This window comes from Streptomyces sp. NPDC056580 (genome assembly GCF_042793175.1).
GTDB lineage: Bacteria > Actinomycetota > Actinomycetes > Streptomycetales > Streptomycetaceae > Streptomyces.
On sequence record NZ_JBHTVE010000006.1, the window covers coordinates 399,031 to 422,484 of the forward strand.

Genomic DNA, 23,454 nt, shown 5'->3' on the forward strand with positions numbered 1-23,454 from the left:
GAAGCCGGCGCAGCGATGCCGCCATCAGGTAGGCGGCCGCCGGTACGGCGGCATGCAGACGACCACTCAAGCGCCGACCGCGGTCAGCCCGCGGTCGGCCGAGTAGTACCGCGCGGTGACCACCAGCGTCAGCGGACTCCCAAGTGGTGCCCGCGGGGGGAGTGGGGGCGGGCGGTCAGGCGTCGGGGTCGACTTCGTGGTGCGTGAACCGCACGGGCTTGCCCAGCGACCGGGCGTAGGCGATTTCGGCTCGGGTGCTGTCCCCGATGTAGTCGCCGACTACGAGCACCTCGTCAGCGAGCCGGATCTTCGCCCGGTGCAGATCGTCGAGTCGAACCTTCAGCGCCTCGGCCTCGGCAGGACCGGACCAGAGTTCGTGCGGCGACTTCATGTCGCAACCCGGCTTGACGACGATCTTCCCGGCTTCGGTCTCCCGCAGATCGGCCTCGGTCATCTCGGGCATGAAACGGGTGGAGCCGCAGATCACGACGATCCGCGGGAGGCTCAACAGCTTCTTCGCGTCGGCGAGTTTCTCCTCGGGGGTGAGCGGTTGCGGGTGTGACACGGGTTCCTCCTGGTGGTGTGGTCCAAGGGGTGCCTGCGGAGACGAGAACGAGCAGGTCCAAGATCGTCTCAAGGGCGCTCCCGCGCCTTGGCGGCGAGGCGAGCGGGGACCGCGGCGAACGGTTCCGGGTCGAACCGGAAGAGCGTATCGGCCGGGGTCTGGGGACCCGGCGGCGCACTGCACGCCGAGCACCTCATCCGCGTCCCCGTTATCCCGACTCCGCTCCAACCGCTGGTCGCGATGGTGCCGCTGCAGGTCTTCGTCTGCGAGCCGGCGACGGCGCGGCGACGGGATGGACCGCCGCGTAACCTCACCAAGTGGTGACGGTGGAGGGAACGGAGGCATGCGGGGCCGTCCTGGACCGGGACATCAACGCGGCGGTCAACGTCGCCAAGGCGGCCGGATTGGTCGTGTCAGCCCGTGGAGCGCAGGTAGGACGGGGACCCGTCCCCGCACAGCGGGGCGAAGCGGGAACCCGCCCGGAGCCGCACCCTACAACGGTGCGGCAGACGGGAATCGCCTCCCTTTAGGGGGCGAGGAGGTCACTGGAGTACTAGAAATCCGTCCGGCTCGGACGCTCCGTGGTTCCGCTTCCGAGATCGAGTAGCTTGGCGCGGGCGAGACGGCGCGCTGCTGGTGGGCTGGGCGCTCTGTGTTCGCTAGCGTCGACCCATGTTGCATACGAGATTCACCGAAATGTTCGGTATCGACTACCCGGTGATGGCGGCCCCGATGGCACTGCACAGCGGCGGAACACTCGCCGCCGCTGTCTCCGCGGCCGGCGGGCTCGGCTCCTTCGGGGGTACACATCCCTGGAAAGGGCCGGACTGGATCCATGCGGAGATCGCAACCATCCGCGCTACGACCCACCTTCCTTACGGAGTCGGCTTCATCACGCCGTTCCTCCCCTTCACCGAACCGCATTTCGAGGCCGCTCTGGAAGAGCGACCAGAGGTCATCGCGCTGTCGTTCGCGGACCCGCAGCCGTGGCTTGCTCGTGCCAAGGCCGTTGGAACGCGGGTGATGTGCCAAGTGCAGAACTACGATGACGCGCAGGCGGCCGTCGCCGCCGGTGCCGATGTCCTCGTGGCGCAGGGCACGGAGGCCGGTGGCCATACCGGGACGATGGGCCTTCTGCCGTTCCTGGCCGGGATCGTAAGGCGTTACCCCGATGTTCCTGTGCTGGCCGCAGGAGGAATCGGCGATGGCCGGACACTGGCGGCCGTCCTCACCGCCGGGGCGGACGGCGCATGGCTGGGCACGGCGTTTCTCGCCACGCCCGAAGCGATCGAGGTACACGATGCCCACAAGCGCCTGATCGTGGAGAGTGACGGCAGTGACACCGTATGGACACGGACCTACGACATCGTGTCGGGGCTGCCGTGGCCGGAGACGATCGGTGAACGAGTTCACCGCAATCGGTTCACCGATGAGTGGTCAGAGCGCGAGGCGACTCTGCGGGACCGCAAGGAGGAATTCGCGCCTCCCAAGAACGTCAGTCCCGTGGAGCGCCCGCCCAACCCTGACACGAGCGCGATTCTCTATGGACAGTCGGCGATCTTCGTCGATGCCGTCCGTCCCGCCGCAGAAGTGGTCCGGACGATCGGTGACGAGGCCGAGGCGATCCTGGCCTCACGGCCTCGATCGCTGCTGAGCTGACGAGCAACCCCGCTCGTGCGGGGAGGCCGAAGCTCGAGGGCCCGTCCGTGAACGCCTGAGTCATCGTCGACAGGAAGGCGGCACGGTTCGCGGGAAGCTGCCGCTGAACGTCCGCGAGCGGACGTGCGCCTGTGGCGCCGTGCATGACCGCGACGTGAACGCGGCATGCAACCTCCTGGCCGCCGGGCTGGCGGCGTCTGCCTGTGGAGACGGTGTAAGACCTCAACGGGAGTCCTCCCGGACGGGGCGGCCGTCGGTGAAGCAGGAACCCCAGCGGGCGACCGCTGGAATCCACCGCCTTTATGCGGGGGAGGAGGTCAATCTCGTGATGTTTCCGAGGTGGCGGCGTGCTCGGTGATGGCCTCGAAGAGGACCAGGCCCTGATCCACCAGTTCCTCCCTTGAGATGCCCAGCTCTCCGTTGAACCAGCTCAGCAGCATCTCGCTGACGGCCCCCACGACGGCCACGGACAGGGTGGCGGGGTCCATCCGAGGATCGTGAAGCCCTTCCCTCAGGAGGGAGTCCACGAGGCCGCTCATGCGCTGCAGGCCCTGACGCCGTTCGTGTGCTGTGAGAGGACCGGCTCCCAGGGATTCCGTGAGTTTGACGCGCCCTTTTCTCGGTTCTTCCACAGAGAGCGCGACGATGGCGTCGATCACGTTCCGAGCCCGGTCGCGCAGCGGCTGGTCTGTGGCGATCACGCCGACGCACCGGGTGATCTGTTCCTCGTAGATGTCCCTCATGAGCGCCGCCATGAGATCGTCGAGGGATGTGAAGCTCTCCGCGAAGTACCTGTCCTTCAGTCCGGCGTGACGGAGTACCGCACGGATGGAGGTATGGGCATATCCGCGGCTGGAGAAGAGTTCCAGACCGCTTTCCATGAGGCGCCGACGGCGGAGCGAAGCCCGCTCTTCCGCCGTGACTCCGCCATACGTCCTCACGATGGGCCACCTCCTTGAGGCGTACTGCTCACGGTGCGATGTCATGCACCGGGGCCCGGCCTGCCGCCACGATGCTCAGGGGCCTCGTGTGAGGTCTTGAGCCGGCTGCCTGACTTCCCCGCTCGGGCGTCGGCCACGTCTGGGGATATTTCCCTAGTGTGCACCTATCTGGTGACAGATTACCCCAGATGGGTGTAACGTCGGATTTATTCAGTTGTGAATCATGAAAGCGCTCCCCCAGGGCCGGCACCAGGCGAAGGGGCGTCGCAGACGTGGCCCACCCGCAGATCCGACGCGCCGGGCCACCGCGCAGGAAAACCATCACCGTCAGCGGCCTGCGTACCGCGCTGAGCACCCTCGTGCCCGCCGGTCATCCACCTATAGAACACCACGTACTGTCGGGGTCCCATGGCACGCCGTGGGGAGAGTTCACCATGGATCCCAACCATCTGTTCATCGGAGGACGCTGGGTGCACACGTCCAGCGACCGTTTCATCGACGTCGCATCCGCGAGTACCGGCGATCATCTCGGTACCGTGCCGGACGGTTCCCCGGACGACATCGACCGAGCGGTCGGAGCCGCTCGTGCCGCATTCGACGCGCCGGCCGGCTGGTCCTCCTGGGGCCCTGAGCATCGCGCGGCCGCCATGATCCATCTCGCGGACGCGCTCGAGGCGAGGAAGGGGGCGACGTCCGCCGCCGTCAGCGCCCAGAACGGCATGCCGATCACTGTCGCCCGGTCCTTCGAAGGTGTGGTGCCATCAGCCCTGCTGCGCTACTACGCGGGTCTGGCCGACGGCATGACGTCCGAGGAACTGCGCACCGGACTGCCCCGTGGCACCACCCTGGTCCGCCGGGAACCCGTCGGCGTCGTAGCCGCCATCATGACCTGGAACTTCCCTCAGACCATCGCCTTCTTCAAGGTGGCCCCGGCTTTGGCCGCCGGCTGCGCGCTCGTCCTCAAGCCGGCTCCGGAGACCGTCCTCGACTCGGTGCTGCTGGCGGAGGCGGTCGAGGAAGCGGGAATCCCCGACGGAGTGATCAACATCGTTCCGGGCGGCCGTGACACCGGCGCGTATCTGGTCTCCCATCCTGACATCGACAAGGTGTCGTTCACCGGATCCACCAGAGCGGGACGCCAAGTGGCTGCCGCATGCGCCGAGTTGTTGCGGCCGGTGACCCTGGAACTAGGAGGCAAGTCCGCCGCCGTCGTCCTCGACGACGCCGACCTCTCCGCGAACGCAGAGCAGTTCTTCATGGCCAGTCTGCTGAACAACGGTCAGACATGTTACGCGAGTACCAGGATCCTGGCCCCCCGCAGCAGGTATCTGGAGGTGGTCGAGTTCTGTACGGCGATGGCCCGTGCCGCCGTCGTCGGTGACGCGCTCGACCCCGACGCCCAAATCGGCCCGCTCGTCAGCCAGCGCCAGCGCGAACGGGTCCTGGGTTACATCAAGACCGGCCTCAACGAAGGGGCTCAGCTCACCACCGGAGGGCGCCGGCCACCCGGCCCCGATCGGGGCTGGTTCGTCGAACCCACCGTATTCACCGACGTCGAGAACTCATCGACCATCGCGCAGGAGGAAATCTTCGGCCCGGTCCTCACGATCACGCCCTACGACGGCGAAGACGAGGCGGTGCGCCTGGCGAACGAGTCGGCCTACGGCCTCGCCGGCACCGTCTGGACCACGGACCTGGACCATGGGGCCCAGGTGGCCCGCCGTCTGCGGACCGGCACCGTCGGGCTCAACGGCTATCTGCCCGACCTGACCTCCCCCTACGGAGGCAGGAAAGCCAGCGGGCTCGGCACCGAACTGGGGCCCGAGGGGCTTCACGCATACCAGCAACTCCAGTCGATCTACCACCCCTGATGCGACCAGCCGGCGCCCGTCGCCCAACTCGGGCGAGTCCGGGCGACGGCCGCTCGCCCGCGAGGGAACCAGCATGACTTCCACCGGAACCGAAGGATTCGACTACGTCATCGTGGGCGCCGGCAGCGCTGGTTGTGTGCTCGCGGACCGCCTGAGCCGCGACGACCGCGTTCGGGTGCTGCTCCTCGAAGCGGGCGGTCCTGACACCGACGAGCTCATCCACATCCCAGCCGCGCTCGGAATGCTCTTCGGATCGCATAGCGACTGGAGCTACCGGACGCTCGAGCAGCCCCAGCCGGGACGCACCTTCTCCTGGCCCCGGGGCAAGACACTGGGCGGCTCATCATCCACCAACGTCATGATCTACACCCGGGGCAACCGGAACGACTACGACAGCTGGCGTGACGAGCACGGAGCCAAAGGCTGGGGCTACGACGACGTCCTGCCCTATTTCATGAAGTCCGAGTCGAACCACCGCCTCGGCGAGCCCTACCACGGTTCGAACGGACCCCTGCACGTCGAGGACCGCGCCTACACCCACGAACTCTCACAATCCTGGCTGGACGCCGCCGTGGAATGGGGACTGGACCGCAACGACGACTTCGCGGGTGCGTCCCCCGTCGGTGCCGGCATGTACCAGGTCACATGCCATCACGGGCGACGATGGTCCACGGCCGACGCCTATCTGCGCCCGGCCCTGAGCCGACCCAATCTCGATCACGCGCAGCAGGCATCACCTATGTCCGGAACGGACAGGAACGCACGGCTCACGCCGACAGGGAGGTACTGCTCTGCGGCGGATCCATCAACTCGCCCCAACTGCTGCTCCTGTCGGGCATAGGCGATCCCGACGAGCTGCACGAGGTGGGGATAGAGGTCCGAGTCCCCCTGCCCGGGGTCGGGCGTAACCTGCAGGACCATTTGATGACTCCTGTCGTGTGGGAGACCCAGAACTCCACCGATGTCGTGCGGGATTTGCTCACCCCGGACAACCTCGACCGGTGGCGCGCCCACGGTGACGGGCCCTTCGCCTCGAATTACGGAGAGGTCGGCGCGTTCCTCAACGTCACGGGCGGCCGCAGCAGCCGTCCTGACGTCCAACTGGTAGGAGGAGCCACAGCACTCATTCTCAGCGGTGAGGAAAGACCTGACCGGCCGGTGTTCACGATGAACTGCGTCCCCCTGCACCCGCAGACTCGCGGCACCGTCCGTCTCGCGTCGCCTGATCCTCAGACCCCACCGCTGATCGATCCGCGGTACTTCGACGTGCCCGCGGATGCGTCGGTCATGGTGGCGGGGCTCAGAGCGGTCATGGGTATCGCCCACTGCGCGCCGTTCGCCGACTACCTGGGGCGGTCGTACCTGCCCGCCAGTGACGACCTCGACCGTCTGGACGACGCGGCTCTTGAAGAGCACGTCCGCAGATGGAGTGCCACGGCGTATCACCCGGTGGGAACCTGTGCCATGGGAACGGGAGACAACTCTGTCGTCAATTCGGATCTGGAGGTCTACGGAGTCGAGCGACTCCGTGTCGTCGACGCCTCGGTCATGCCGACTGTCATCAGTGGAAACACCAACGCACCCACGATCATGATCGCCGAAAAGGCTGCCGAGCGGATCGGGGAGCGACCTCGCTGAACTCGACGTGTGAGGAGCGTCGGAGTCCGCCCGCGTCTTGTGGCGAGTCCGCCGGCCCAGGTCGATTGGGCTGCCGACGCCTGGAACCGGCGGCAGCACGTGGCTGCTGAGGGACGCAACATGGGCACTCTGGGCAGAGAGGTAGAACACCCAGTGCAGTCTGCGGTTGTATCGCTTGGGCTGGCGCAGGTTTCCGGTGCGCCGCCCGGATTCCCATTGGGCCGAGGGCCACTCCGCCCGTCAGGCCCTGGCCAAGCGCGACTGAGTGGGTTGTCGGCACCTGCGGAGTCAAACTGATCCCATCACGGCAACGCGCGCGTCGGTGTGACCGGCTGCCGCCGCGATGGGCCGCTGGAGCCGCCGCACTGCTTCCAGATGGTCGCCGGTCCAGATGATGCGGATGCCGGTCCCTGTCGCCCGCCCGTCCGCATCACGCAGGTCCCGGCGGACCGCCTCGACCAGCCGGGCGTGGTGCTCCCGGTCGGACTCCAGCGGCTCCGGCACCGGCCCTTCGCTCTCCAGCCCCCCGGCCAGACTCTCGTACCACCGGAAGACCCGTTCCGCCATGACCAGCAGCTCCCTCTGCGCGGCGGCGCGGTCCTCGAGCGGTCGGCCGACCGGGGCCCGCCGCCACAGCTCTAGAACCGCGTCGGCGGCCAGACGGAGCCCTACGACACCGGTGATCAGAGTCGTCGTCTCGCACAACGAGACGTCCTTCGCTCCGCGCTCGGCCAGGTAGGTCCTGAAGGCGTCGTCCAGTCGGCGCGCCGCGGCCGCCGCCCGGCGGCCCTCCCGCGGGCGCTCGATGGTTTCGGGCCTGAAAGTACAGCAGGACACCGCATAGCCCACTGCCCCGAGCACATAGCGCGCGCTGTCGACATACGCCTCCGCCAATGCCCTGGCGAGGGCGGCGGACGCGCCGCGCGGCCAGAAGAGCAGACCGACGACCAGGCTCACCGCACAGCCGAGCGCGATGTCCTCGATACGGAACAGGACGACCGACAGACCCGCCGGCCGGGCGATGTCGAACAGGATGACCAGGGTAAGCGTGAAGGCCGCCTGCCCGGCGGCGAACGAGATCGCGGCCGGGACGACACCCGCGGCCATCACCGCGACGGGCAGCAGGATCCACAGCACGCTCGTGTGGTGTCCGATGACCTGGAGCAGACCGGCGCCGAGGATCGAGCCGACCAGGGTGCCGCCGAGGGCGCGGAAGGCGTTCTGCCCGGTGCTGAGAGCGTTGGAACGCAGCACCGACAGGGTGCCCAGCGTGACCCAGAAGCCGTGCTGGACGCCGGTCACATCGGCCAGTGCGATGCCGATGCCCAGGCCGACGGCGCCGCGGATGCTGTTGTGCAGCCATACGGAGTGCGGCTCGACATGTGCGGCGGCGCGTTCCGTGACGCTGGCCAGGCGACCGGTCGGGGATCCGGGCTCGCGGCCGAGCAGGCGGTCCGGCCAGCTGCGGTGATCGGCGGTCCGAGCGATGTCGACGTTCCGGGTGATCTGCAGGACGACGAAGGCCACCTTTTGAGCCCGAAAGGTCACGTCGAGGCTGTCGACCAAGGTGTCGAGGCCACGCCTGCCACCGGAGCCGCCGTCCGGCACCGGCAGCCGCTCGACCGCCCCGTCCTCCAGCACGGTCAACGCATGACGGAGCTCCTCCACCCCGGCGCGTAGGCGGTCCGGCGTGACGCGCGGATCATCGAGCATCTCCGCCGCCAGATCCAGTACGGCGGCAGCGGCCCTGCGCACCACCGAGGACTGCCGGGTGCCCGTCGAACCGTCCTCGGCGGCGGGGGAGGCCTCCGCGAGGATTGCGCTCAGCCAGGTCAGCTCGTCGACCAGGCGGACCAGTGCCCGGGATCCGGTGGACAGGCTGGTGGGCCGGTAGGGGGTGGCGGTGAACGCCTGCCGCAGCCTCTGTGTGCTCGCCCTGGTCTCCTCGGCGCAGGCACGGCACTCCCCGAAGGCGGCGCCGGCGGCACGGCCCGTGAAATAGTCCGCATCAGCGCGCAACTGCACCGCCGCAGCCCGGCAGACCCGAGCCGCCGGCGCGCTGAGCGGATCGGCCTGCGTCCTCGCCTGCAACAGCCAGACCGCGAGCATGGACGTCCCGGTCGCCAGCGCCACGCCGATCAGCCGGTCGGACAGCTGGGCCAGGGGAGCGGGCGAAGATACCGGCAGGATGAATGCCAACAGCAGCGACGTCGTGGCGCCGGCCAGGACCGAGCTGACCACCCCCGAGAAGAGCAGGACGAAGCCCACCACCAGCGTTGCCGCAGTCGCGCTCCAGACCGACCGCGACGCGAGGGTGCCCAGTGAGACCAGCACCAGCCAGGCCGCGCCGAGCGCCGCGTGCGCGCGCAGCCGCTGCACCACGGGGCCGGTGTATTCGACCAGCAAGAGCATCGCGAACGCGCCGAACGCGGCGAAGGTGCCCGTGACCGGCGCGTGGAAGACCTGGGTGCACAGCGCGAAGAGGGACGGCATCACCACCGCGGTCCTGGCCGCCCGCCGCATGGCGGCGAGGCCCGGATCCCGGCGGCGCAACCACGCGGTGAACCGATGCATCTGAATCATCGCAATCCGCCTCGGTGAGGTGGTGGCACGGCAACCAAGCAGTGTCCTCCCTCCATCCTGAGCCGCCATGTGCCGCAGCAGGGCGAGAACCCTGGGCTGGCGCCTACAGGCGGCGGCCACGGAGTGTCCGTTTTGAGAGACGGACAGGGCGCTGGCGGCAGAGTCGTCAATGGGACGGGTGCCGTTGTCGGCCGTCTGCTAGACAACGCACGCCGAGGACGCGGCTTCAGGGGGCGAAGAGGCTGGGGTTCTTCCGGACGCCCGATGGAGACCGCCCGGTGACCTACTCGACCCCTTCCGCCTTGCGGTCGTAGCGATTCTCCGCATGAAGGCGAGTCATGGTGCGAGGTGTTGGAAGACGTGGTCGGACAGCCCCAGCGGCCTGAGATCATCGTCGATCCATCCCTGCAGTGGGACTTCGGCGTACCCGGCCGGTCGGCCCAGCGCTGCGGAGACCTCCGCCGTCATGGCGGCGATGCCCTCCGAGCGCGGGCCGGTCAGCTCATGGACCCGGCCGATGTGCGGGGCCGGGTCGGCCAGGATCTCCTGCACGACCGCGGCGACGTCGCCGGCCGCCACAGGGGGAGGTTCGCCCGGCCGAAGGGCACTCTGATGCTTCCGTCGCTGCCCGTTGCGCCCGTCACCGGAATGGGCAGCACACCGGCTGCCGCGGTGTGGTCCATAGGGGCAGCCTGCGGCGCGCACCGCCAAGGCGCAACTGGAGCCCGACGAGCCGTCGGCGCTGCGACGGCTCAACAGGGCAAGTCCGCTGATCGGCCGCGTGATCGAAGCCCTGGCCCGGACTGGCTGCCCGTGGGGGTAACCTGCCCAAGGACCTCCCGCCATGGCCAACGGTGTACCGGTATTTCATCTGGTGGCACGACGACGGCACCGTGGAGAAGGTTGCCGACGCGCTGAGGGCGAAGGCACGGCAGGCCGACGGCCGGATTCCGGAACCGGCCGCCGCACTGATCGACTCGCTGTCGGTGCGGTCCGCCGACACCGTCTCGAAGACCACCAGCGGGACCTCGACATCGTCCGCCTTGCGACTACGAACGTGACCCGGCCCACGCCGAGACCGTGATCCGCTGGGCCATGACCGACCTCATGCTCCGCCGCCTCACCCGTGGCAAACCAGCCATCCGCCAAGGCTCAAGAAGTTCCTGGTCACCACAGACAAGACGGTTCCCGCGGGACTCGATGTGCACCTCGTGTGCGAAGACTACGCCACCCACAACACCCCTTAGATCAAGACGTGGCTCGACAAGCACCCCCGCTTCCACGTCCACTTCACCCCGACCGGCTCCTCCTGGATCAACCAGGTCGAGCGGTGGTTCGGCCTGCTGACCGACAAGCTCATCCGCCGCGGCGTCCACACCTCGGTGAAGGCACTGGAGAGCGACATCAGGGCCCGGATCGACTCATGGAACGAGAACCCCCGGCCCTTCACCTGGACCAAGACCGCCGACGAGATCCTCTAATCCCTCGCCGACTACCTCACCAAGGTCACTCCGCCAGCCACCGAAAACCAGCAAGAAACTTAAGCCCGCAGTTTCCGGCGCATCACGCTAGAGGAGTACAGGGATCGTCGGTAGTCACGCGCTGCGGCGGCGCAGAGTGAGCCATGTGCGCCTTGCCGCCTTGCCGGGCTCCTCCGTTGCCCGCAGATCCACCAGGTCGGGGAACCGAGCACGCAGCTCCGACTCGAGGCGGGAGTGCAGGGTGGATCCGGCAGCCGGGCAGTGCGAGCAGGTGCCCGCCATTCGCACCTCCGCGCGCCGGTCGTGGGCGGACACGATCGTCACTTCGCCGCCGTGGGAGCGAATGTAGTCACCGACGGATCCGTCCAGGACGTCCCGCAGTGCGGCGCGCAGCACGTCGTCCTCGGTGACCACGTCGGCCGGCCGCCACCGCCGAGGGTGCTGCAGTGCTGCACTGAGCGCGTCTCGCACCTGCGCTCCCGTGCCAGACCAGCTCAGGCCGTCGGCGAGTCGGATCACCAGGGCCTGTGGCTCTACCTCGATGGAGGCCACGTCTCCGCAGTGGAGCATCCTCCCGAGCTCGTCCGGTGCCTCGGCGACCTCCCCGACGACCGGCAGCGTGCCAACAGGGATCACCCAACGGACGGTTTGCGGATCGGCCGTGGCCTCAGGGTGCATGGGAATGACGCTCATGCCACCAGTCCCACGACGATGTGCGTCAGGAAGGACATGGTCCAGGCCAGTACGAACATGTAGCCGAAGGCGATCGCGGGCCATCTCCACGAGCCGGTCTCACGGCGCATGGTCCCGATGGTGGACATGCACTGCAGCGCATAGAGGAAGAAGACCATCAAGGCGGCCGTCGTGGCAGGAGTAAAGAGCTTCTGTCCCTTGTGCGGCCCGTCGGTGTAGGTCATGTGCGCCAGCGCCTTGGTCGGGTCATCAGGGTTCTGGGCGGCAGCGACCTGGCCGAGGGTGGCAACGAAGACCTCGCGGGCGGACAGCGACCCCAGCACGCCGATGTTGATCTGCCAGTCGAAGCCGAGGGGTTCGAAGACGGGTTCGATGACGTGACCGATGTCGGCGGCGTAACTGTGGTTGACCGTATAGGCCGAGACCGCGGTCTGGTCGGCCGTGTCGACCCCGGCGGAGCGCAGCTGCGCGTCGCTGTGCATCGGCAGACTGAGCAGCAGCCACAGCCCGACGGTGACGAGCAGGATGATCCGGCCGACCTTCTGCAAGAAGCCCTTGCAGGCGCTCCAGATGGCGTCGGCCACCGACCGTAGACGCGGCAGCCGATAGGACGGCATCTCCATGTAGAACGGCAGCGCCGGCCCGCCCCGGCTGCTGAACCGTTTGAAGACCCAGGCCGTCACCATGGCCGAGAGCGCACCGACGATGTACAGGGCGAACATGACGACGCCCTGAGCACCGAAGGGACCGACCCTGGTGTCGGGACTCACCAGCAGGCCGATCAGCAGCACGTAGACCGGCAGGCGCGCCGAGCAGGTCATCAGCGGCGCGCCCATCATGGTCGCGAAGCGGTCCCTGGCCGACGGGAGTGAGCGGGTGGCCATGATGCCCGGGATGGCACAGGCGAGGCTGGAGAGCAGGGCGACGAACGCCCGGCCCTCCAGCCCGGCCCTGGCCATGAGCCGGTCCATCAGGAACGCCGCGCGGGAGAGGTAGCCACTGCCTTCCAGCAGCGAGATCATGAGGAACAGCAGGGCGATCTGTGGCAGGAAGACCACCACGCCGCCCACGCCGCCAATAAGGGCGTTGCCGAGGAAGCCGGAGAGCAACGAATTCGAGACGTGCTCGGTGACCAGCGTGCCGAGCCAGTCGAAGACGCTTTGCACCGCATCCTGCAGCGGGGCCGCGACGGTGAAGATGATCTGGAAGAACGCGAGCATGGTCGCGAAAAAGATGAGGGTGCCCCACAGCGGGTGCAGCAGCACGGCATCGATGCGCCGCGTGCGGCGGTCGACCTCGGGCACCTCGTAGCCCGCGCTCTGGATGAGCGACTCCACCCAGGCCCGCCGCTGCAAGGGGTCGGTGGGCGGCGGGACGACCGGCCGCTCCCATGCGGCCTGGTCCAGCATGGACTGCAACTGCGCCAGTTCGTTGCGCGACCCGCTCGTCACCCCGACGACCGGCACACCCAGCGCACGGCGGAGGGCCGAGATGTCGAGTGTCCCGCCGCGACGGGCCAGCTCGTCGCGGAAGGTGAGCACCACGCAGATCGGCAGACCGGTCTGCATGGCCTGGGCGAGTAGCCCGAGGGAACGGCGCAGCGTCGTCGCGTCGATCGTGACAAGGATGCCGTCGGGTGTGCCGAGGTCCGGGTTGTCCGGACTGAGCACATCAGCGACGACCTGCTCGTCGGGGCTGATCGGGTCGAGACTGTAGGTGCCGGGCAGGTCCTCGATAACCACCTCGTGACCGCCGACCCGCGCCACCCCCTCATAGCGAGCGACGGTCACTCCGGGGTAGTTGCCGGTCTTGGTCCGCAGGCCGGTCAGGGCATTGAAAAGCGTGCTCTTGCCTGAGTTCGGGCTGCCGACCAAAGCCAGACGGGTTTCACCGGTGACCGTCTGGGCTACCGGACCGCAGTGCGAGTTCATACGGTGCGTCGCACACGGATGCCAGCGGTCTGTGCTTTGCGCAGCGCCACCTCGTACTCCGCGACCCGGAGGACGACGGGGTCGCCGAGCGGCGCTTTTCGCAGCACGGTGACCTCGGCGCCGGGGGCGAACCCCAAATCGAACAGCCGTCGCGCGGTGCTCGGCTCGACCGACTCGTCGATGTCGATCACCGCGCCACTCATCCCGGGTCGCAGGTCGGCCAGTCGCCCGTCCGGTGCGGAACCCACCAGCACGGACGAGTCGCACTTCTGACGCACACTCAGCTGCGCTGAGACCATCGACATCCCCAAACCCCGGAATCGCCCGACAAAGTAGCTTAGGGCAGGCTAACCTTTCATCCCGATGGTGGCAATATCGCTCTCGCCTCGACGCCGAGACCCCAGGGAAGGTTGCAGATTTGCACCGACCCTAAGCCGATGCCGCACATAGTCACTCGTATTCGCGCAACAGGTCCTCGATCTTGCGGTTGGCGATGGGTCTCGCCGGAGTCCGTCCGCTGCTTGCCCACACTGGGACGCGTCCGATTCAGCAGGACTGTCCCCCGGTGCGGAAGGTCTGTCAGTGGTGACGTGGAGCATCAGCGCCAAGGACTGGAAGGGGCCGCGGCTACGTCGTGGTCACCGTCCCCCAGGTGTTCGCCACGACCGGCGGCCTGCAACCCGGCGTGGTTTACCACCATGGGCCGTCACCGAGGTCTCTGTAGGGCTCGGCAGTGCTGAGTGGCGGATACACAGCCGCAACCGCCCTGTGCCAGTCCATGGGGGTGAGGCGAGACAGCACGACGGCCAACCGTGATTTTCAGGCCACACCGTGCGGTACCGCATCACCTGCTCTGCGTGATTTTGCCATGACCGACGCCGCCGGACGCTTCAAGCTCGCCGGCTGGACTGGCACATGCAGCACCTGCCCCGCTTACCGCGCCCTGGTGTTGCGCCGGCGCAGGCACGCGTGAAGGGCCCGGGTCAGAGTGGTCGCCGGAGCCTGCTTCCGGCGTATCCGCCGCCACCGCGACTGATCAGTCTGGGGCAACAGTAGGGCGGTCGAAGCCATTGATGCCGGCTTCGACCGCCCCACGGGAGTCCGCGGACATGCCCGGGCTGCCACAGGCGGCCCGGCCGCTGCGCTGCCCGCGACTCGTCGGCGTCAGCCCATGTCCGTCAGGAGAGCTTTCAGTTCCTTCTCCTGCTGCGCAGGCGACATCGGCGGGTTGGAGTGGTCGATGCCGAACGTCTTGAGCACCTTGTCCATCTGGGCGTCGATGGAGGTCCAGCCGGTCTGGTCCAGCGGCTGCAGCGACGCCTGGTCGGCGTCCCACAGGTCACGCAGCGACTGGGCGGCCGTGTGCGCGCCGGTCGTGTTCCCCGAGCGTGCGTCCTTGAGCGAGGTGGAGGCGAGGGTCTTCAGCGCGGACACCTTGGCGGGCGGGAACTTCTTCACCGCCACGCCCGGGGCCATCTGGACGGCGGAGGTGTTGTCGGTCTCCGGCGCCGGGCCCACGTGCGGCTGGTTGTGGGCCCAGATCAGCAGGCTCGCGGTGGCGACGGCGAGCAGTCCGAAGCCGGCCAGCGCGAAGCGCTCCCTGCGCGGGTTCGCGGTGATCTGGGGAGTGTGCGTGGCGTCGTGGGTCTCGGTCACGTCGGAGCGCGTCACCGTCAGGTAGATGACAGTCGCCAGAATCAGGCCGAGGAAGATCAGGCTGGTGGTGAAGGTGCCCAGTGCGAGGCCGGTCGGGTCGCCCGGGTTCTGGGCGACCTTGGGGGAGGCGAGCCAGTCGCCGATGTTGGCGCCCAGCGGGCGGGTCAGAATGTAGGCGAGCCAGAAGGACAGCACCGGGTTCGCGCCGAACTTCCACAGCGCCGTGATCGCCGCGATGAGGCCGAGCGGCAGAAGGACCGAGACTCCCGGGCTCCAGCCGGTCAGTTCCAGAGTCCAGTCGCCGGTCGCGGTGCCGAGCGCGAAGGTGACGAGTACGGCGAGCCAGTAGAACGACTCCCGCGGCAGCGTGGTGACCGAGTGGATCGACAGCGTGCGCTCCCGCGCCCACCACACGCCGAAGACCGCCGCGAGCAGCACGGAGAAGACCGCGGAGCTGATCCACAGCGGCACGTTGAGCTGGTCGGTGAGGATGTCCGTGTACAGCGTGCCCGTGACGCTGACAACGACGACGGTCAGCCAGTAGGGGAAGGGGACGTACCGCTTCAGCCGCAACTGGACGGCCAGGACCACCACGAACACCGCGGTGAAGATCCAGGCGGTGTTGACCAGGCCGACGCCCAGCTTCATGTTGATCCAGTCGGCGAAGCTCTCACCGACGGTAGTGCACAAGATCTTGATCACCCAGAACCAGATGGTGACCTCAGGGACCTTGTTGAGCATGAGGCGCCCGCTGCTTATGCGTGCTTCGGTTGTCGTTGTCATGCCGGGAGGTTTACGCGGGGAACCTGCACATAACCTGACTACGCGGTTGCGCGGGCGGCTGGGAGTGTCACCTCGACGTGACCGCGGCCGTCCGCGATCGCGCGGACCTCCGCACCGGCCGAGGAGGCGATGCGCCGGACCACCGGCAGCCCCAGCCCGTACCCGTCGCCGCCGGTCACACCCGCTTCGAAGACCCGGTCGACGTCCGCTGGATCGAATCCGGGGCCGTCGTCCAGGACATCGACCACGACGGCCTCACCCTGAATGCGCGCGGTGATCCACACACGCGACCGCGCATGCCGCAGACCGTTCTCCAACAGGGGCGACAGCATCGACACTGCGACGTCGGGCGCCACCGCCACCTCGACCTTCGCCGGGAAGGCGACCTCGACGGGCCGGCCGCCGATCGCCTTCCACGCGGCGGAGCGCAGATCGCACCGGGTCCCCTCGTCCGTCCGAGCGCGCGCGGCGCGCAGAATCGTCATGATCGCCGTATCGAGGCGGTCGACCTCGCTCAACACCGCCGCCGGCGCCACCGGCTCCCCGGACAGCTGCGCCAGCTGCGCCTCGGCCCGCAGGACCGTGAGCGGGGTCCGCAGCTCGTGGGCGATCTCATCGGTGAGCCGACGCTCATCCGCCAACGCGTTATCGACACGCTCCAGGAGGCGGTCCAGGGTCTGTCCCAGTTCCCCGAACTCGTCGCGTGGGACTCCGAGGTCGAAACGGCGCCCGGGTTCTTGATGGCCCCAGTCGTCGGCGAGGGCGGCCATCTCATGCACGACCCGCAACGCGCGGTGTACCACGAGGTGCGCGACACCGCCGGCGAGGAGGATCGTGAGGCCGCCCAGGATCAACGACAAGGTCAGACTGCGCTGCTCGGATGTCTCGTAGGGCGTGAGGTCCACCCGGACAACCACCATGACGTGGTGGCCGTCGACCGGCACCAGCCGCGCGTACAGGAGGTAGTCGCCCACCGACGCGGTCTGCGATCGCCTCGAGTCCGCCAGCTCCTTGACGCGATCGACCACGCTTGCCGGTACGTTCCCGTCGATCAGACGGCCGTCGGCATACACCCAGGCGACCTCGTCCAACGCCTCGCTGCCGTTCTCCGTCAGTACGACACGGCCGCCCTTGGCGGTGACGTTCGCCGCGACCACCTCGGCGCGGGTCCGGGCTAGATCGTGCGCGTCGGCGTCCGTCACTCGGCTCAGCAGCACATGCGAGACCACGACCAGTACCGCGACCACGGCGGTGGCGATCAGCACCGTGAGTGCGACGACTCTGCTGCGGAATCCCGTCACTGCCATCGGTAGCCCACGCCGCGGACGGTCACCAGACGCTCGGCCACGCCCAGCGGACCCAGCTTGCTCCGCAGCCGGCGCACGAAGGAGTCGAGGGTGTTCTCGCTGACCTGCGCCCCGTGCGGCCAGCCAGCGGCGATGAGGGCGTGGCGGCGTACCGCGTCGCCCGGTGAGGCGATCAGGCGGCCCAGCAGCCGGAACTCGGTCGGGGTCAGGCTCATGCTCACCGAATCGTAGGTCACCACGTGCTTCGCCGGATCGAGGACAACCTCGCGCGGTGCGGGCGCGACGGTGGCTCGGCGCAGGAGGGCTCGGACACGAACCAGCAGTTCCGGGATGTCGAAGGGTTTGGTCATGTAGTCGTCGGCGCCGGCCTCAAAGCCGCCCACCTTGTGATGCAGGCCGTCCAAGGCGGTGAGCATCAATACCGGCGCGTCGACGCCGCGAGCCCGTAGGGCCAGGCAGACGTCGCGGCCGTCGGCGTCCGGGAGCCCGAGATCCAGGACGACCAGATGGGGCGTCGGTGCGAGCTGCCGCAGCAGGCTGTCGGCCGTGGCGGCGACCGAAACGGTGTGGCCGTCGTACTCCAGGGCGCGCTTGAGGACGTCACGGACCGCCGCGTCGTCTTCACACACCATTATGAAAGCCACGTGCTGACCGTAGAGAATCCCGTCCAAATTCTCCATCTGCCCTGGTCAGGCGCCTGGCGGTCGGGAGCAGTCAGCTGGTGCCGCACGCCCCTGCCCTGAAGCCGCGATGGTCGGGCGCGACCGGCCGAGCCGGCGCAGCGGGGGTGAGTTGAGGGTCGAGGCCGTGCAACCAGCCGCTTCGACCCGTGCTAGGCGTGGGAGCGCGAGCGGCCGGAGATCGCGGGCGAACTCCTCCGGCGGCCCTCGACCGCTGCTGCGGGGACTGCGACCTGTACTGCAGGCTTCGCTCAGGTCACCTCGACGATCACCGTGGGGGAGTGGGGCGTGCCGGCGCCGACCCCCGGAGGCGCTGCGTGCCTTCGGTGCTGAGCTCTCTTGCCGATCAGCGCGTAGGTTTGACATCTTCGCCCATCTAAAGTACGGCGATTCCCGTCTGCCGCAATGTTTTCGGGTGCGGCTCCGGGCGGGTTCCCGCTTCGCCGCGCTGTGCGGGGACGGGTCCCCGTCCTACCTGCGCTCCACGGGCTGTCACGGCCAGTCCGGCCGCCTGTGCGACGTTGAGCGCCGTGTTGATATCTCTGTCCAGGACGGCCCCGCATGCACCGCAGGTCCACTCTCGGACGTTAAGGGGCTTGGGGCCGTCCTTGACGCCGCACCGCGAGCACACCTGGGAGGTAGGCTCGAACCGGCCGATGCGCACGAAGGTGCGCCCGTACCGGGTGGCCTTGTACTCCAGCATGGTCACGAACGCCCACCATCCGGCGTCGTGGACGGATTTGGCCAGACGTGTGCGGGCGAGTCCCTTTCACCGCCAGGTCCTCCACGGCGACCGCTTGGTTTTCGCGGATCAGCTTGGTGGAGAGCTGGTGGTGGAACTCGCGGCGCGCGTCGGCGACCCGCGCGTGCGCCCGGGCGACACGGATCCTGGCCTTGTCCCGGTTCTTCGACCCCTTCTCCTTGCGTGAGAGGGCCCGCTGCGCCTTCTTCAGGCGTTTCTCGGCCCGGCGCAGGAACCGCGGGCTGTCGATTTTCGTTCCGTCGGAGAGGACCGCGAAGTGCCCGAGCCCGAGGTCGATGCCGACTCCTGGTGTCGCCTTTGGCAGCACCTCGCACGGGCCGGTCTCCACCACGAAGGAGGCGAAGTACCGGCCGGCCGAGTCCTTGACCACGCTCACCGCGGACGGCGTCGAGGGCAGCGCGCGCGACCACTTCACCCGCACGTCTCCGATCTTCGGCAGGCGCAGCTTCCTGCCCGGGAGCCGCTCAGCATCGTGAAGCAGTACATCGACCAGCAGAACCGGCCGCTGTGACGCTGGCCGAGATGACCAGTACGGATCCGTGCCCAAAGCCGAGGTCAGAGCAGGCTAAAGATACGCTTCACCACCGGGCTGAAGCCCGGTGCACTGCGAATAGACCCGGTAGCGTTCCGGGTGCCGACGACCGATCCCGGCGGTGGATTGTGACGGGAGCCTCCCGGTGAAGGACCTCGCGAACTCCCGGCCCGCGAGGATAATGACCTTGTGCGCTCGCTAGTCAGGAATTCCATCCTGCCCCTGACCCTGGTCATCGTCGGGGCAGCCGCAGTGATGGGCGACGCCGCGGGGCAAACCCATGCGGCCAGAAGCGGCGGGCGCAGCGGTTTCGGCAAGTCCGGCGAGCCGGGCCAGTCCCAGCGGGGCCAGGACCAGGACCTCCCCGCTACGCCCCCGGCCAAGGACGGCAACGCGTACACCCCCCGCAGGACCGAGGGCAACGCCCGAATCGGCGCGATCTTCGAGAAGGACGACCACGGCTCCCACTTCTGCACGGCGAGCGTGGTGCGGAGTCCGGGCCGGAACATGCTGATTACCGCGGCCCACTGCGCCTTCGACGCCGACTCCGGACAGCCGCTGAACGACCTGGTCTTCGCCCCCGGCTACCGCAACGGCGACGAACCCACCGGCCTGTGGAAGGTCAGCAAGGTGGTCGTCGACGACCGCTGGGCCAAGTCGCGGGACGAGGACCTCGACGTCGCCTTCCTCCTCCTGGACCAGAAGGACGGCAAGAACATTCAGGACTTCCTGGGCGGCAACACTCTCGGCACAGACCGCCGCTTCGACAACGAGGTCGAGATCACCGGCTACCCCACCAGCCGCGACACCCCCATCTCATGCCGGAACCGCACCACGAAGTTCAGCGACACCCAGCTGCGCATCCAGTGCACCCACCTCGAGGACGGGACCAGCGGCAGCCCCTGGCTCACCGACTACGACCCCAAGAGCCACACCGGCACCGTCATCGGCGTCCTGGGCGGCCACCAGGGCGGCGGCGACCAGGACGATGTCTCCTACGCCGCATACTTCGAGGACGACATCGCCAAGCTCTACCGGCGCGCCCAGGACGAGGACTGAGCCCAGCTCAGCCACATCCCGCTCACGTCGATGGGCTGGAGCCGCGAAGCGTGCCGGGGAGGGGCTGGGCGACCGAGAGCCGATCCTGGGGCGAGTCGACGGCTGACGATGCGCTTGCGGTGGCACAAGGGAAGCCTTGCTTCTGAAGCCTTCCAACGATGTGTGCATCCCATCCCCCGCATGAACGACACCAAGCCTGACGGGTGATCCACGCAGCAGGGTCCGCGCCCGGTCGAAGGCGAAGTACTCGCCATAGGCACGAACCTCTCGGTCTGGTCTCCACGATGCCCTGCCACCGGCTCATCGCCGTCCGGACCACGACAACTCCTGCTCGACCTGCCCTGCCAACTCTGCTCGAGATGTGAGCTGTGCAGGTGCCGCATCTTCTGCCTTGACATCCTCGCCCATCTAAGACCGTGTCCTATGTGGTGAGGGCTCGTTGGCCGCGACCCGCAGTCCCCCGGCGTCCAGCCCGGCATGCACGGTGCCCATGTATACATCACGCAAATGACCGGGGACCGGCGGTCAGGCGGGGGTCACCGACGGGAACCGCCGCCCGGTCAACGCGGTGTAGTCGGCGGCCAGCGTCTCCAGGTCGACACCCTCAAGAAACGCCGGGTGCTGCAGGTGTTCCCGCCAGACCACCACCCAGGCCTCGTCTGTGTTGCGTCCCCAGTAGGCATCCGTGAAGCTCGTTTCCTCGGCCCAGGTGATGAAACGTTCGTCGCCACCCAGCGGACCAGGGCCGGGTGGCCCGTAGCCGCCGGTGATCACCGAATGGCCCCCGGCGTCGGGCGAGTTGCGGTGGTAATCCCACGGCTTGTCCGCAGCGAATTCCGCCTCGTTCGCCTTCTGGACGACGACACCGGTCCACACGAAGCCGAAGATCGCCAGCGCGGCCTTGACCTCGTCGGGGCTCGTCGGATCCACGCGGGCGAACGCGAGGGGCTTGGCACCGTCCGGCCCGCCCTCCAGGACCAGGCGCTCCAGCAGCGTCTGGATGTCCATGCCGTTGTCGGCGGAGGAACCGGGCCCGTTGGTGTCCGCGCTGCCGTGCGGATCGAAGTCGGGATTCTGCGTCGCGTACACCCTCCAGACCGCGTCCTGGTCCGGATAGCGCTCGTCACCCGAGGCCGCCGTGACTAGCCGGCGGACGTTGGCCCAGGTCACGGCCACACAGTCACCTGCGGTGTCGTTCCCGAGCATGTTCCAGCCGCCTTTCATGGCGGCGAGGTAGTCCTCGGCCGGGGGATGCGCCGGCACCTGGCCGGTGAAAACCCGGGCGAACGCGAGGGACGGGCGCCGGGACGGGGCGCGACGGCCGTACTTGTGAGCAGTCCTGGTCATTCGAGGCCTCCTCTTCCCAGGAGAAAACGTCGCCTTTCGCGACGGGAAGGGTTGCCGGATTCCTGCGGTCCCGACGAGGGCGGGATGCAGGACACTCCCTTACAACGCTCCCACTGTAAAATCGAATTCGCAACCCCGAAGTCATTGAACCGAACACCGTTGAAGCGTGGAATTCCTCCGCCGATCAAGGCTTGGGCTTGCCGTTCGGCCGTGGACTTTCGAGCACGGAAGTAAAGGGGCCGCTCCCCGCCTTCCCTTCCCCGTCACCTTTTTGACCGGAAGGCTTTGCGGTGAAGGAACCGCCATGACCGACGAGCAACAACCAGTCGAGGACCATGAATTGGGCCTCGGAGGCATGATCACGGCGCTGCGGAGCGAGCTGTTGGCGGCTCAGTGGCGCGCGGGGGGAAGAACTGCGCTTCGGCGTCGCGGAGGTCGAGGTGGAGGCCGCCGTGGAGATCACTAACAACGCCGGGGGCAAGGCGGGTGTGCAGTTCTGGGTCGTTCAGGCCGGGGGCGAGTTCACGCACGCCAGATCCAGCACGCACCGGGTCACCGTGAAGCTCACGCTGCCGTCCGGCACTCAAGTATCCGACAAGGGAGATGACGCGGAATGACGGGTCCGGAAATCGAGCGGCTGATTTCCCTGCGCGCCGCCGACCGCCGGGGTTCGGGTTATCTGCTGACACCGGAAGCCGCACTCACGGCGGGCCATTGCGTAGGACCGGAGGGCTCCACTGTCGAGGTCCGCAAATACTCACGGACGAACGGCCGTTACGATCTGCCGCAGGCGCACGCTTTTCGCGTCGTGGTACGGGAGACCGGGGAACTGGATTTCGCACTCCTGGAGTCCACCTCCCGCGCTCCCTTCGAGCCTGAATCGGGCGGCCGTTGCGGACCCGTCCGGCTGGGACGTCTCGTCGGAGAAAAGGCGGTTCCCGCTCAGGCACTGGGCTTTCCGAGGTCGGGTGTGGCACAGGCCGGCGCCAAGCGTCTGGTCAACCCGGAGGACGTACGGGGGCAGGTACTCCCGCAATCCGGCTTGCGGCACCGGGTGCGGTGCCTGAACCTGCAGATCGAGACGGGGTCGCCACCGGTCACCGGGGGGCACGTCGCTGTGGAGCGGGATGTCGGGTGCGGCCCTCTTCAGCAGTGACCATCTAGACGCCATTTCAGTTGGCGTGATCTTGCGGCAGTCTGGGGTGATGACTGCTGCGCTTGTCGAGCGGATGGCGCCGGATGACCTGTGGACGTTGTTCCAGCGGGTGGTGCCGCCGGCGCCGGTTCGCCCGCAGGGTGGAGGGCACCGTCGACGAGGGGACCGGGAGGTGCTGGCCGTCATCATCTTCGTGGCCACCTCGGGTTGCACCTGGAACCAACTGCCGCCGGGATTCGGTCTTTCGGGGGTCACCGCCTTCAGGCGGTTCACCGAGTGGACCGACGAACTCGGTGCCCGGGGTGAGCTGGACTGGTCGCGGTGGGCGATCGACTCCGTCAGCGTCCGGGCCCTCAAAGGGGGCAGCTGACGGGACCGAATCCGACCGACCGCGGCAAGAAGGGATCGAAAATCACCTCATTGTCGACCGCCAGGGACTGCCTCTGTCGGTCGGCATCTCCGCCGCCAACCTCCACGACAGCCAGGCTCTCATCCCGCTGGTCCGCGGCATTCCGCCCATCCGCTCCCGTCGCGGCCCGCGACGCCGGCGGCCCGGCAAGCTGCATGGTGACAAGGGCTATGACTACCGCCACCTGCGGAGTCGTGGAGCGGACCGTGTCCTGGCTGTCCGGCTGCCGACGCCTCCACCGCCGCTACGAGCGCAAGCCGGAACACTTCCTCGCTTTCACCGCCATCGCCGCGACTCTCATATGTCACCGCAGACTCACCAAGTGAAATGACTTCTAAGGCGGCACATCGCACGGTCGCCCTGAGTTCGGAGGAGTACCAAGCCGGGGCGGCCGACCTGC

General features: G+C 68.0%; 18 protein-coding genes and 5 pseudogenes. 11 read left to right on the top strand and 12 right to left on the bottom strand.

What is annotated here, in order from left to right; genetic code table 11:
• Positions 1-175: 175 nt before the first annotated feature.
• Positions 176-565, bottom strand: a complete 390-nt coding sequence (locus ACFQ9Z_RS15735) for a hypothetical protein (RefSeq protein ID WP_383016830.1) — start codon at positions 563-565, stop codon at positions 176-178.
• A gap of 672 nt (positions 566-1,237) precedes the next feature.
• Between ACFQ9Z_RS15735 and ACFQ9Z_RS15740 the strand changes: the two genes are divergently transcribed.
• Together ACFQ9Z_RS15740 and ACFQ9Z_RS15745 are read left to right on the top strand one after the other, a co-directional pair.
• Positions 1,238-2,224, top strand: a complete 987-nt coding sequence (locus tag ACFQ9Z_RS15740; RefSeq protein ID WP_383016833.1) for an NAD(P)H-dependent flavin oxidoreductase — start codon at positions 1,238-1,240, stop codon at positions 2,222-2,224.
• A 79-nt stretch (positions 2,225-2,303) separates the two neighbouring features.
• Positions 2,304-2,582, top strand: a pseudogene (locus tag ACFQ9Z_RS15745) (zinc ribbon domain-containing protein); the annotation flags it as partial.
• Here ACFQ9Z_RS15745 and ACFQ9Z_RS15750 read toward each other — a convergent pair.
• Complete coding sequence (locus tag ACFQ9Z_RS15750) at positions 2,542-3,165, bottom strand: TetR/AcrR family transcriptional regulator (RefSeq protein WP_383016836.1); 624 nt, start codon at positions 3,163-3,165, stop codon at positions 2,542-2,544. The pseudogene ACFQ9Z_RS15745 and the gene ACFQ9Z_RS15750 overlap by 41 nt on opposite strands.
• A gap of 272 nt (positions 3,166-3,437) precedes the next feature.
• Between ACFQ9Z_RS15750 and ACFQ9Z_RS15755 the strand changes: the two genes are divergently transcribed.
• The 3 genes and pseudogenes from ACFQ9Z_RS15755 to ACFQ9Z_RS15765 all read left to right on the top strand — a co-directional run bounded on the left by ACFQ9Z_RS15755 (position 3,438) and on the right by ACFQ9Z_RS15765 (position 6,674).
• Positions 3,438-5,036, top strand: coding sequence for an aldehyde dehydrogenase (locus ACFQ9Z_RS15755; protein ID WP_383016839.1), 1,599 nt, complete (start codon positions 3,438-3,440; stop codon positions 5,034-5,036).
• 73 nt (positions 5,037-5,109) lie between these two features.
• Positions 5,110-5,900, top strand: a pseudogene (locus ACFQ9Z_RS15760) (GMC family oxidoreductase); the annotation flags it as partial.
• A gap of 60 nt (positions 5,901-5,960) precedes the next feature.
• Positions 5,961-6,674, top strand: a complete 714-nt coding sequence (locus ACFQ9Z_RS15765) for a GMC family oxidoreductase (RefSeq protein WP_383017182.1) — start codon at positions 5,961-5,963, stop codon at positions 6,672-6,674.
• 288 nt (positions 6,675-6,962) lie between these two features.
• On the opposite strand, the gene ACFQ9Z_RS15770 is transcribed toward ACFQ9Z_RS15765, so the two are convergent.
• Entirely contained in the window at positions 6,963-9,257 is a 2,295-nt protein-coding gene (locus ACFQ9Z_RS15770) for an FUSC family protein (RefSeq protein WP_383016842.1), read from the bottom strand.
• 336 nt (positions 9,258-9,593) lie between these two features.
• A complete protein-coding gene (locus tag ACFQ9Z_RS15775; RefSeq protein ID WP_383016845.1) occupies positions 9,594-9,836 on the bottom strand; it encodes a hypothetical protein in 243 nt (80 codons plus the stop codon).
• 275 nt (positions 9,837-10,111) lie between these two features.
• On the opposite strand from ACFQ9Z_RS15775, the gene ACFQ9Z_RS15780 reads away from it, so the two are divergent.
• Both ACFQ9Z_RS15780 and ACFQ9Z_RS15785 read left to right on the top strand, forming a co-directional pair.
• Entirely contained in the window at positions 10,112-10,318 is a 207-nt protein-coding gene (locus tag ACFQ9Z_RS15780) for a hypothetical protein (RefSeq protein WP_383016848.1), read from the top strand.
• A gap of 96 nt (positions 10,319-10,414) precedes the next feature.
• A pseudogene (locus tag ACFQ9Z_RS15785) lies at positions 10,415-10,738 on the top strand (transposase); the annotation flags it as partial.
• 114 nt (positions 10,739-10,852) lie between these two features.
• On the opposite strand, the gene ACFQ9Z_RS15790 reads toward ACFQ9Z_RS15785, so the two are convergent.
• The 7 genes and pseudogenes from ACFQ9Z_RS15790 to ACFQ9Z_RS15820 form a co-directional block, all read right to left on the bottom strand.
• Complete coding sequence (locus ACFQ9Z_RS15790; protein ID WP_383016851.1) at positions 10,853-11,374, bottom strand: NifU family protein; 522 nt, start codon at positions 11,372-11,374, stop codon at positions 10,853-10,855.
• A 53-nt stretch (positions 11,375-11,427) separates the two neighbouring features.
• Positions 11,428-13,362, bottom strand: coding sequence for a ferrous iron transporter B (locus tag ACFQ9Z_RS15795; protein WP_383016855.1), 1,935 nt, complete (start codon positions 13,360-13,362; stop codon positions 11,428-11,430).
• A complete protein-coding gene (locus tag ACFQ9Z_RS15800) occupies positions 13,359-13,667 on the bottom strand; it encodes a ferrous iron transport protein A (RefSeq protein ID WP_383016858.1) in 309 nt (102 codons plus the stop codon). The genes ACFQ9Z_RS15795 and ACFQ9Z_RS15800 overlap by 4 nt, the downstream gene beginning before the upstream one ends.
• An 859-nt stretch (positions 13,668-14,526) precedes the next feature.
• A complete protein-coding gene (locus tag ACFQ9Z_RS15805) occupies positions 14,527-15,801 on the bottom strand; it encodes a hypothetical protein (protein WP_383016861.1) in 1,275 nt (424 codons plus the stop codon).
• A 38-nt stretch (positions 15,802-15,839) separates the two neighbouring features.
• Positions 15,840-17,066, bottom strand: coding sequence for a sensor histidine kinase (locus ACFQ9Z_RS15810; RefSeq protein WP_383016864.1), 1,227 nt, complete (start codon positions 17,064-17,066; stop codon positions 15,840-15,842).
• 32 nt (positions 17,067-17,098) lie between these two features.
• Positions 17,099-17,788: a response regulator transcription factor gene (locus tag ACFQ9Z_RS15815; RefSeq protein WP_383016867.1), complete on the bottom strand. Its 690-nt coding sequence runs from the start codon at positions 17,786-17,788 to the stop codon at positions 17,099-17,101.
• Between the two features lie 376 nt (positions 17,789-18,164).
• Positions 18,165-18,999, bottom strand: a pseudogene (locus ACFQ9Z_RS15820) (RNA-guided endonuclease InsQ/TnpB family protein); the annotation flags it as partial.
• Between the two features lie 273 nt (positions 19,000-19,272).
• Between ACFQ9Z_RS15820 and ACFQ9Z_RS15825 the strand changes: the two are divergent.
• Positions 19,273-20,142 carry a trypsin-like serine peptidase gene (locus ACFQ9Z_RS15825; protein WP_383016870.1) on the top strand — a complete coding sequence of 290 codons (870 nt, stop codon included), beginning with the start codon at positions 19,273-19,275 and terminating at the stop codon, positions 20,140-20,142.
• Between the two features lie 525 nt (positions 20,143-20,667).
• On the opposite strand, the gene ACFQ9Z_RS15830 is transcribed toward ACFQ9Z_RS15825, so the two are convergent.
• Entirely contained in the window at positions 20,668-21,489 is an 822-nt protein-coding gene (locus ACFQ9Z_RS15830) for a hypothetical protein (protein WP_383016873.1), read from the bottom strand.
• A gap of 440 nt (positions 21,490-21,929) precedes the next feature.
• Between ACFQ9Z_RS15830 and ACFQ9Z_RS15835 the strand changes: the two genes are divergently transcribed.
• The 3 genes and pseudogenes from ACFQ9Z_RS15835 to ACFQ9Z_RS15845 all read left to right on the top strand — a co-directional run bounded on the left by ACFQ9Z_RS15835 (position 21,930) and on the right by ACFQ9Z_RS15845 (position 23,380).
• The gene (locus ACFQ9Z_RS15835) at positions 21,930-22,106 is read left to right on the top strand and encodes a trypco2 family protein (protein ID WP_383016876.1); all 177 of its coding nucleotides are present in this window, start codon (positions 21,930-21,932) and stop codon (positions 22,104-22,106) included.
• Complete coding sequence (locus ACFQ9Z_RS15840) at positions 22,103-22,645, top strand: hypothetical protein (protein WP_383016879.1); 543 nt, start codon at positions 22,103-22,105, stop codon at positions 22,643-22,645. The genes ACFQ9Z_RS15835 and ACFQ9Z_RS15840 overlap by 4 nt, the downstream gene beginning before the upstream one ends.
• Before the next feature lie 49 nt (positions 22,646-22,694).
• Positions 22,695-23,380 (top strand): annotated as a pseudogene (locus ACFQ9Z_RS15845) (IS5 family transposase).
• The last annotated feature ends 74 nt before the right edge of the window (positions 23,381-23,454 follow it).